This is a genomic window from Cellulomonas persica, assembly GCF_007989825.1.
GTDB classification, from domain to species: Bacteria; Actinomycetota; Actinomycetes; order Actinomycetales; family Cellulomonadaceae; genus Cellulomonas; species Cellulomonas persica.
In genome coordinates this window covers 174,861-183,839 of sequence record NZ_BJUA01000008.1, presented here as the reverse complement: position 1 = coordinate 183,839, position 8,979 = coordinate 174,861, and the positions used below count along the sequence as shown (strand labels likewise).

The 8,979-nt window shown below is 73.7% G+C and carries 9 protein-coding genes; 6 read left to right on the top strand and 3 right to left on the bottom strand.

Features of this window, described 5'->3' with window-relative positions:
• Positions 1-88 precede the first annotated feature (88 nt).
• Positions 89-601 (bottom strand): GNAT family N-acetyltransferase, encoded by a 513-nt coding sequence (locus CPE01_RS09990; RefSeq protein WP_146806493.1) that lies wholly within the window; start codon positions 599-601, stop codon positions 89-91.
• A 40-nt stretch (positions 602-641) separates the two neighbouring features.
• Between CPE01_RS09990 and purU the strand changes: the two genes are divergently transcribed.
• From purU to CPE01_RS09965, 5 genes are all read left to right on the top strand, one after another.
• The gene (gene purU / locus CPE01_RS09985; RefSeq protein ID WP_146806492.1) at positions 642-1,517 is read left to right on the top strand and encodes a formyltetrahydrofolate deformylase; all 876 of its coding nucleotides are present in this window, start codon (positions 642-644) and stop codon (positions 1,515-1,517) included.
• A 76-nt stretch (positions 1,518-1,593) separates the two neighbouring features.
• On the top strand, positions 1,594-2,118 hold the full coding sequence (locus CPE01_RS09980) for a PadR family transcriptional regulator (RefSeq protein WP_146806491.1): 525 nt from the start codon (positions 1,594-1,596) through the stop codon (positions 2,116-2,118).
• Positions 2,115-2,831 (top strand): ABC transporter ATP-binding protein, encoded by a 717-nt coding sequence (locus tag CPE01_RS09975; RefSeq protein WP_146806490.1) that lies wholly within the window; start codon positions 2,115-2,117, stop codon positions 2,829-2,831. Before CPE01_RS09980 ends, CPE01_RS09975 begins: the two co-directional genes overlap by 4 nt.
• Positions 2,828-5,074 (top strand): ABC transporter permease, encoded by a 2,247-nt coding sequence (locus CPE01_RS09970; protein WP_146806489.1) that lies wholly within the window; start codon positions 2,828-2,830, stop codon positions 5,072-5,074. The genes CPE01_RS09975 and CPE01_RS09970 overlap by 4 nt, the downstream gene beginning before the upstream one ends.
• Positions 5,075-5,254: 180 nt before the next feature.
• The gene (locus CPE01_RS09965) at positions 5,255-5,854 is read left to right on the top strand and encodes a GNAT family N-acetyltransferase (protein ID WP_146806488.1); all 600 of its coding nucleotides are present in this window, start codon (positions 5,255-5,257) and stop codon (positions 5,852-5,854) included.
• 45 nt (positions 5,855-5,899) lie between these two features.
• Here the strand turns inward: CPE01_RS09965 and CPE01_RS09960 are convergent, their stop codons facing one another.
• On the bottom strand, positions 5,900-6,169 hold the full coding sequence (locus CPE01_RS09960) for a DUF167 domain-containing protein (RefSeq protein WP_146806487.1): 270 nt from the start codon (positions 6,167-6,169) through the stop codon (positions 5,900-5,902).
• 46 nt (positions 6,170-6,215) lie between these two features.
• Positions 6,216-7,220, bottom strand: a complete 1,005-nt coding sequence (locus CPE01_RS09955) for a malate dehydrogenase (RefSeq protein WP_146806486.1) — start codon at positions 7,218-7,220, stop codon at positions 6,216-6,218.
• Positions 7,221-7,470: 250 nt separating this feature from the next.
• Here CPE01_RS09955 and CPE01_RS09950 point away from each other — a divergent pair, with 250 nt between their 5' ends.
• Positions 7,471-8,919: an extracellular catalytic domain type 1 short-chain-length polyhydroxyalkanoate depolymerase gene (locus CPE01_RS09950; RefSeq protein WP_146806485.1), complete on the top strand. Its 1,449-nt coding sequence runs from the start codon at positions 7,471-7,473 to the stop codon at positions 8,917-8,919.
• The last annotated feature ends 60 nt before the right edge of the window (positions 8,920-8,979 follow it).

Below are 8,979 nucleotides of genomic sequence, written 5' to 3'. Positions count from 1 at the left end.
CGGGTCGGCGACGAACGGGGCGTCGCCGACGAGCCGGTACACCTGGTCGGGGACCTCGACGTGGCCGGTCGGGGTGCTCACCGGCCGGTCAGCGGTCGTCCTCGTGGACGTCCGGCGTCTCGACGAGCGACTTGCGCAGGAACGCGTACGTGAGGTCGCCCGCGGTCTGGTCGTGCTGGTGCTCGTAGCCGTGCTTGGCGTACAGCGCGATGTTCTGCACCGAGTCGCGGCCGGTGAAGACCCAGACCTCCTCGATGCCGTCCGGCAGGTACGGCAGGATCGCCAGCAGGAGCTGCGTGCCGAAGCCCTGACCCTGCAGGTCGGGGGCGACGGCGAACCGGCCGAGCGTGGCCTTCTTGTCCTCCACGAGCACGCGGATCGACCCGACGAGCCGCGGCCCGTCCCAGCCGCCGAGCGTCACGACGTCGTCGCGCTGCAGGTCCGCGACGAGCTCCTCGAGCGTCTGCGTGAGCGGCGGGATGTGCGGGTCGCCGTACTGCTGGGCCTCGGTGACGAACGCGGCGCGGCGCAAGGTGAACAGCTCACCGGCCTCGTCGGTGGTCACCTGGCGGATGTCGAGTTCGGCCGTCATGCGACCCATCGTGTCAGCCGGGCGGCGCAGCGCACTACTCTCGGACCTCGTGTCCCACACTGCGAGCCCCCTGTCGACCGCCGAGACCCACTGGGTCCTGACGCTCTCCTGCCCGGACCGACCCGGGATCGTGCACGCGGTGGCGGGGCTGCTCGCCGAGCACGGCGGGAACATCACCGAGTCGCAGCAGTTCGGGGACCCGCTGTCCGGGCTCTTCTTCATGCGGGTGCAGGTCACCTCCGCGGCCACGTACGACGCGCTCGCCGCGGCGCTCACGCACCTCGAGGCGGAGTTCGACCTGCAGTGGTCGCTCGACGTCGCAGGCCGCCCGGTCCGCACGCTCGTCCTGGGCTCGACCGCGGCGCACTGCCTCAACGACCTCGCGTTCCGGCAGCGCTCGGAGAAGCTGCCGATCGACATCGTCTCCGTGGTCTCGAACCACACCGTGCTCGAGCCGCTCGCGCAGTTCTACGGCATCCCGTTCCACCACGTGCCGGTGACCCCCGCGACGAAGGCCGACGCCGAGGCGCGCCTGCTCGCGCTCGTCGACGAGCTCGACGTCGAGCTCGTCGTGCTGGCCCGCTACATGCAGATCCTGTCCGACGACCTGTGCCGCCGGCTCGAGGGCCGCGTCATCAACATCCACCACTCGTTCCTGCCGTCGTTCAAGGGCGCCCGCCCGTACGCGCAGGCGCACGACCGCGGCGTCAAGCTCATCGGTGCGACCGCGCACTACGTGACGGGCGACCTCGACGAGGGGCCGATCATCGAGCAGGACGTCGAGCGGGTGGACCACACGCGTTCGGTCGACGACCTCGTCGCGCTCGGGCAGGACGTCGAACGGCGTGCGCTGGCACGCGCCGTGCGCTGGCACGCCGAGCACCGCGTGCTGCTCGACGGGCACCGCACGATCGTCTTCCGCTGAGACCTCGCCACACCTCTGACGCGTGGCCGTCGGCCTGACTATTCCCTCAGGGTATATCTCCAGGTTATAGTTGCCCATGAGCGTTCCGCTGACCCTCCTCGGACTCCTCGAGCGCGAGCCGTCCCACGGCTACGACCTCAAGCGCACGTACGACGACCTGTTCGCCCACGGTCGCCCGTTGCCGTTCGGGCAGCTGTACTCGACGCTCGGGCGGCTCGCGCGGGACGGCAAGGTGGTCGTCGGAGAGGCAGAGAGCGGCGCCGGTCCCGAGCGCAAGCGGTACGTCATCACGCCCGAGGGCGCGTCCGACGTCGAGACCTGGCTGCGCGAGCCCGTCGCGCCCGAGCCCCACCTGCACTCGGTGCTGTTCAGCAAGGTGGTGCTCGCCCTCCTGCTCGGGCGGGACGCGCACGCCTACCTCGACGCGCAGAAGCTCGCGCACGTGCAGCGCATGCGCGAGCTCACCGAGCTGCGCCGCACCGCAGGGCTCGTCGACACGCTCCTGGCGGACAACGCGCTGTTCCACCTGGAGGCCGATCTGCGGTGGATCGACACCACGGTCGCGCGGCTCGACCAGCTCGCGCGGGAGGTCGGGGCATGACGACGGCACCGGTGCTCGAGGCGGTGGGCCTGAGCCTGTCGTTCGGCGCGACGCCCGCGCTGCGCGGCGCCGACCTGACGGTCGCGCGCGGCGAGCTGCTCGCGATCATGGGCCCGAGCGGGTCGGGGAAGACCACGCTGCTGCACTGCCTCGCGGGCATCCTCGTGCCTGACGAGGGCGAGGTGCGTTTCCACGGCAGCCGGATCGACTCCCTCGACGAGACCGCGCGCAGCGCCCTGCGCCGCGACCGGTTCGGGTTCGTCTTTCAGTTCGGCCAGCTCGTGCCCGAGCTCAGCACGCTCGAGAACGTCGCACTCCCGCTCCTGCTCGCCGGCTGCTCGCGGACTCGTGCGCTCGACGCCGCTCGGCCCTGGTTCGAACGACTCGGGATCGGCGGGCTCGAGGACCGGCGGTCGGGCGAGCTGTCCGGCGGTCAGGCGCAGCGCGTGGCCCTCGCGCGCGGACTCGTCGCGCAGCCGGACGTGCTGTTCGCCGACGAGCCCACAGGAGCCCTCGACTCGCTCACGGGTGAGCACGTCATGGACCTGCTCACCCTCGCGGCACGCGAGCAGGGCACGACCGTGGTGCTCGTGACGCACGAGGCGCGCGTCGCCGCGTACGCCGACCGGCTCGTGCTCGTGCGGGACGGACGCGTGACCTCGCCCACCTCGGCACCTGCGCCGGTGCCCACGAGCCCCGCGGGTGAGCCGTGATCCGGCTCGGCGCGCGGCTCACCGTCACCGGCGGCCGCGAGGCCCTCGTGCGCTTCGTCATGACCGCGGCTGCGGTTGCGCTCGGGACGGGGCTGCTGCTCACGGTGCTCGCGAGCCTGCACGCCATGACCGCGCAGAACCAGCGGTACGCGTGGCTCGAGACGGGATTCGTCCCGCCCGAGCCCGGCGCGGCCGTCGCGGCCGACCCGGTGTGGTGGCAGCTGCGCGGCGACACCTTCGACAACCGCACGATCGGCCGCGTCGACGTCGCCACCACGGGCCCCGACGGCCCGCTCCCGCCGGGGATCGAGGCACTGCCCGGTCCGGGCGAGTACGTCGCCTCCCCCGCCATGGTCGAGCTGCTCGCGAGCACGCCGGACGAGCAGCTCGCGGCTCGTTACGGCTCGCCGACGCTCGTCGGCACGATCGGCGAGGCCGGGCTCCCGTCACCCGACTCGCTGCTCGTCGTCGTGGGCCGCACGCCCGCCGAGCTCGCCGCCTCGCCGCACGCGCAGCAGGTCACCAGCATCGCCACGACCGCACCCGACCGGTGCGAGGGCGAGACGTGCGCCGTGGGCCTCGGGCTCAATGCCGACGCCGTCGCGCTCGTCGTGGGCGTCGTGGCGGTCGGGCTCGTCCTGCCGATCGCGGTGCTCCTCGGCTCAGCGACGCGACTGTCGTCCGCGCGACGCGAGCAGCGCTTCGCGGCGATGCGGCTCGTCGGCGCGACGCCACGCCAGATCCGGACGATCGCCGCCATCGAGGCCGCGATCACCGCCGCCACGGGCACGGTCCTCGGCTTCGCGGTGCTCGCGGTGCTGCGACCGGTGGTCGCGCAGGTCCCGTTCACAGGCTCGCGGTTCTTCCCCGACGACGTCACGCTCACGGTCCAGGACGTGGTGCTCGTCGTCGTCGGCATCCCGCTCCTGGCCGCCGTGGCCGCGCGTGTCGCCCTGCGCCGCGCGGTCGTCTCGCCGCTAGGCGTGGCGCGGCGCACGACCCCACCTGCCCCGGGCGCCTGGCGCGTCGCGCCGCTGGTCACGGGGATCGCGTGGCTCGGCGCGCTGGCCGTCGTCGGACCGCCCGAGGGGACCGACGCGCAGCTCGCCGCCTACCTCGGCGGCGTCGCCGTGGTCGTGGCGGGCTTGGTCGTCGCGGGGCCGTGGCTCACGCGCGCGGGTTCGCGGGTGCTCGTCGCGCGCACCAGGCGCCCGGCCGCGCTGCTCGCCGCCCGACGCGTGGGCGACGACCCGCGCGCCGCGTTCCGTGCGGTCAGCGGCCTGACCCTCGCGCTGTTCATCGGCACGGCGGCCACCGCGACCGTCACGACGTTCGTCGCGGAGCGCGGGCCGACGTCCACCCCGACCTCGACGGGGGACCTGATCGTGCAGCACCTCGACGTGCGGCGGCCGGTCGATGCCGCGTACCGCGTGCCCGAGGGCCTGACCGACGACCTCCGGGACATCGCGGGGGTCGGCGCCGCCGCGGTGCTGCGCGTCGGCCCGGACGCCCCGCCCGAGGAGCTCGGGCTGGGTGACCACTGGGGCATGCCCGCCTACGCCCGGTGCGACGACCTCGCGGACCTGCCGAGCCTCGGGGCGTGCGCACCCGGCGCCGAGGTCGCCTTGCTCGCGTTCGACGCGTTCACCGACGACGAGGGCGTCACCTGGCCGACCGCCGCCCTCGACCCAGGCGCGCTCGCCGAGCGCGACCCGCTGTCGGTCGTCGTCCGGACCGACGGCTCGACGAGCGCCGTCGAGACCGCGCGCACGGTGCTCAGCGCCGCATTGCCCGACGCGCAGACGCCGTGGACGGTGCACGAGGCGCAGGCGTCGTCGACGAGCAGCCTCGCGTTGTACGGACGCCTCGCGGACGTCGTCGTCGCCGTGAGCCTCGTCGTCGGCGGGTGCAGCCTCGCGGTGGGCGCCGCTGCCGGCGTGAGCGAGCGCAAGCGCCCCTTCGCGCTGCTGCGGCTGACGGGCGCACCGCTCGCGCTGCTGCGCCGTGTCGTGACGTACGAGACCGCGGTCCCCTTGCTCGTGGGCGCGCTCGTCGCGGTGAGCGCCGGGTTCGGGGCCGCGCAGCTCTTCCTGCGCGCCCAGCTCGGGTACGACGTGCACGCGCCGGGCACCGGGTACTGGATTGCGGTGGGTATCGGGCTCGCCGTCGCTCTCGGGGTGATCGCGTCGACGTTCGATCTGCTGCGTCGGACCACGGATCCCGCCACGACCCGGACGGAGTGAAGACACCGGTGCAGTACAAGATCGGCCGCGCGACCAAGGGCTACAAGGTGAAGGTCACCGTGACGACGTCGGCCGGGCGCACCTGCTCCACGTCGTTCACCCCCCCGCTGACCCCTGCCCCCGAGCCGTCACGGTCTGACCTGCGGCAGCGGTGTCGGAGGTCGTGGCTAGCGTGACCGCATGGCTCGCGCTCCGCTTCCCCGCCTGTCCCTCGACGAGGTCGTCGTGCGCTCGGCGGTCGGGAGGTTCGAGGACTTCGCCGAGGTCGTCGGGGTGAAGAAGCCCGGCGGCCAGGGCTGCTGGTGCATGGCCTACCGCGACTCCCGGGTGGCGAACGACGACCGCCCGGCCTACATGCGGGAGCAGTGTGCCGACGAGCCCGGCCCCGGCGTGGTCGCGTACGTCGACGACGTGCCGGCGGGGTGGTGCTCGGTCGCGCCGCGCACCACGTACCGGCGGCTCATGCACTCGCGCACGCTCCCGTTCGTCGACGAGCGCGACGCGTGGAGCGTCGTGTGCTTCGTCGTGCGCGGCGGCTACCGCGGGCGCGGGCTGATGCTCCCGCTGCTCGAGGGCGCGGTCGCGCACGCCGCGGCGCACGGCGCGGAGGTGGTCGAGGGCTACCCGGTGCAGGTCGAGGCCGGCGAGCGCGTGGACGTCATCTCGGGCTACGTCGGCACGACGCGGCTGTTCGAGCGGGCCGGGTTCCACGTCGCAGCACCGACCACGGGCCGCAGCGGCGGGCGACCTCGCGTCGTGGTGCGCAGGGAGCTGGCCTGACGCCCTCGGGCACAGGCTGTCGCGCTACGAGTCGCGCCGCCCTGCTCACCCGGCTCGGAGCTCGACCAGGCGGGCCGGGCCGTCGACCAGCGCGGTGTCGTCGAGCTCGACGACCTTGTCCCTGCTCGTCGCCCCTGCGACGAGGTCGACGTGCCGGCGGCGGACGCCGAACGCGTCGGCGACCGCCGCGAGCGCCGCCTCCGTCGCGGCGCCGTCCACCGCGCGCGCGGACACGGCGACGACGAGCGCGTCCCCGTGGGCACCGCCGACGCGCGTGCGGGACGCACCGGGCTTGACCCGGATCGCGATCCGCACGGCTCAGTCCTCGGCGTACGGCGTGTGCGCGTCGCGGTGCGACATGTCAGGCGAGGCCGAGACCGCGCACCGCCTCGCGCTCGTCGACGAGCTCGGCGACCGACGCGTCGAGGCGGGCGCGCGAGTCGTCGTCGAGCTCGAGGCCCTGCACGATCGACCAGCTCGTGCCGTCCGACGTCACCGGGAACGACGAGACGATCCCCTCGGGCACGCCGTACGACCCGTCGGACACGACGCCCGCGGACGTCCAGTCACCCTCGGGCGTGCCGTCGACCCACGTGCGGATGTGGTCGATCGCGGCGTTCGCGGCCGAGGCGGCCGACGATGCGCCACGCGCCTCGATGATCGCGGCGCCGCGTTTGGCGACGGTCGGGATGAACGTGTCGCTCACCCAGGACGGGTCGACGAGGTCGAGCGCGGGCGTGCCGTCGACGGTCGCGCGTGTGAGGTCGGGGAACTGCGTCGCGGAGTGGTTGCCCCAGATGGTCAGATGGCGGATCGAGTCGACGGGCTTGCCGGTCTGCGCGGCGAGCTGCGCGAGCGCACGGTTGTGGTCGAGGCGAGTCATGGCGGTGAACCGCTCGGCGGGGACGTCAGGCGCGTGCGCCGCGGCGATGAACGCGTTGGTGTTCGCAGGGTTCCCGACGACGAGCACCTTGATGTCGGACGCGGCGCCCGCGTTGATCGCCGCACCCTGCGGCCCGAAGATCCCGCCGTTCGCCGACAGCAGGTCGCCACGCTCCATACCTGCGGTCCGGGGCCGCGCGCCGACGAGCAGGCCGACGTTCGCGCCGTCGAACGCGGGACGCGCGTCGTCGAAGATGTCGATGCCCGCGAGCAGCGGGAACGCGCAGTCGTCGAGCTCCATCGCGGTGCCCTCGGCGGCGCGCACGGCCTGTGGGACCTCGAGCAGGCGCAGCCGCACCGGGGTGTCCGGCCCGAGGAGCTGCCCGGAGGCGATCCGGAACAGCAGGGCGTAGCCGATCTGTCCCGCGGCACCGGTCACGGTGACGACAGCGGGGGTGGTCGCAGAGTCGGGCTGAGGGGACACGGGTGGGCTCCTTCGATCGACCGCCGGTGCAGCCCCGCCTCGTCGCGGGGCTCTGCACCGAACCTATCGCGGCTCACGCACGCACGACGGGCACGCCGGGCCGCGCGCCCGCGTCGGACCTGGTCGCGACGCGAATCGGTTCACCGTCCGGGCTGCCCTTGCCGACCCGAGAGGCGACGACGAGCGTGCCGACCAGGGCCGCGCGCCGGGCCGGCTCACCACCCGGAGGTCGACGATGACGAGGCCAGCCATGACACGGCCACCCCTGACGACGCCCGTCCCGCAGCGCGGGCGACGACGGCGCGCCGCCGCGAGCGCGGCGCTGGCCGCGATCACGGCGGTGCTGGCCGCGGTGGGCCTGCTGGGCACCGCGACGCTGGTCGCCACGCCCGCCCACGCGGCCTCGCTCGTGCAGGTGTCGAGCTTCGGCTCGAACCCCGGCCAGCTCGGGATGTACCTGTACGTGCCGGACAACGTCGCGGCGCGGGCGCCGGTGCTCGTCGTCGCGCACTACTGCACCGGTTCGGCGCAGGCGATGTTCACCGGTCACCAGTTCGACGAGCTCGCGAACCGGTACGGGTACATCGCCATCTACCCGCAGGCCAACCGGCCGGGCCAGTGCTTCGACGTCTCGTCGTCGCAGGCCCTCACGCACGGGGGCGCCAGCGACCCGACGAGCATCGCGAACATGGTCACGTACGTGCAGTCGAGGTTCTCGACCGACCCGAGCCGCGTGTTCGTCACCGGCGTCTCGTCGGGCGCGATGACGACGCAGGTGCTGCTCGCGACGTACCCCGACGTGTTCGCGGCCGGCGCGGCGTTCGCGGGTGTCCCGGCGACGTGCTTCTCGACCAGCTCTCCCCCGCCGGGCTCGTCGAACCAGGCGCCGTGGAACAGCCAGTGCGCGCAGGGGCAGATCAGCCGCACGGGGCAGCAGTGGGGCGACCTCGCACGCGCCGCCTACCCCGGCTACAGCGGGCCGCGGCCGCGTGTGCAGCTCTGGCACGGGACGCAGGACACGACGCTCGCGTACGCCAACCACGGCGAGGCGATCAAGCAGTGGACGAACGTGCTCGGCGTCTCCGCGACGCCTGCCTCGACCGTGGTGAACGGCTCGGTCACGCGCACGCGCTACGGCGGCACGGGCGACCAGGCTCCCGTCGAGGCCTACAGCTACGCGAACACCGGCCACAACCTGCCGGTCGACGCGGCGTCCGCGATCCACTTCTTCGGCCTCGACGGCCCGGCACCGACGCCCACCGCGACGCCCACGCCCACACCGACGCCCACGCCCACGCCCACGCCGAACCCCACGGGCACGCCGAGCACGTCGCCGTCGCCCACGCCGACCGCGACCCCCAGCCCGACCCCCACGACGACCGTCCCGAGCGGCTGCCGGGTCGCCTACCAGGTCAACGCGTGGAACACGGGGTTCACCGCGAACGTCACGGTGACCAACGCGGGCTCGACGACGATCAACGGCTGGAGCCTGCGGTTCACGCTCCCGTCCGGTCAGACGATCACCCAGGTGTGGAGCTCGACCCTGAGCGCATCGGGTCAGGCGGTCACGCTGACCAACGCCCCGTGGAACGGCACCCTCCCGCCGGGCGGCACCGTGCAGCTCGGGTTCAACGCGAACCACACGGGCTCGACCGCGCCGCCGGCGTCGTTCGCGCTGAACGGCGTGACGTGCGGCTGACCCGCTGACCGACACCGCGACGACGGAGGGGCTCGACCGCGCAGCCGAGCCCCTCCGTCG

Bases quoted from the DNA above. Each gene is read 5' to 3' on its own strand.
- CPE01_RS09990 (WP_146806493.1), bottom strand. From the start codon at position 601: ATGGGTCGCATGACGGCCGAACTCGACATCCGCCAGGTGACCACCGAC.
- CPE01_RS09950 (WP_146806485.1), top strand. From the start codon at position 7,471: ATGACACGGCCACCCCTGACGACGCCCGTCCCGCAGCGCGGGCGACGA.
- CPE01_RS09975 (WP_146806490.1), top strand. From the start codon at position 2,115: ATGACGACGGCACCGGTGCTCGAGGCGGTGGGCCTGAGCCTGTCGTTC.
- CPE01_RS09965 (WP_146806488.1), top strand. From the start codon at position 5,255: ATGGCTCGCGCTCCGCTTCCCCGCCTGTCCCTCGACGAGGTCGTCGTG.
- CPE01_RS09980 (WP_146806491.1), top strand. From the start codon at position 1,594: ATGAGCGTTCCGCTGACCCTCCTCGGACTCCTCGAGCGCGAGCCGTCC.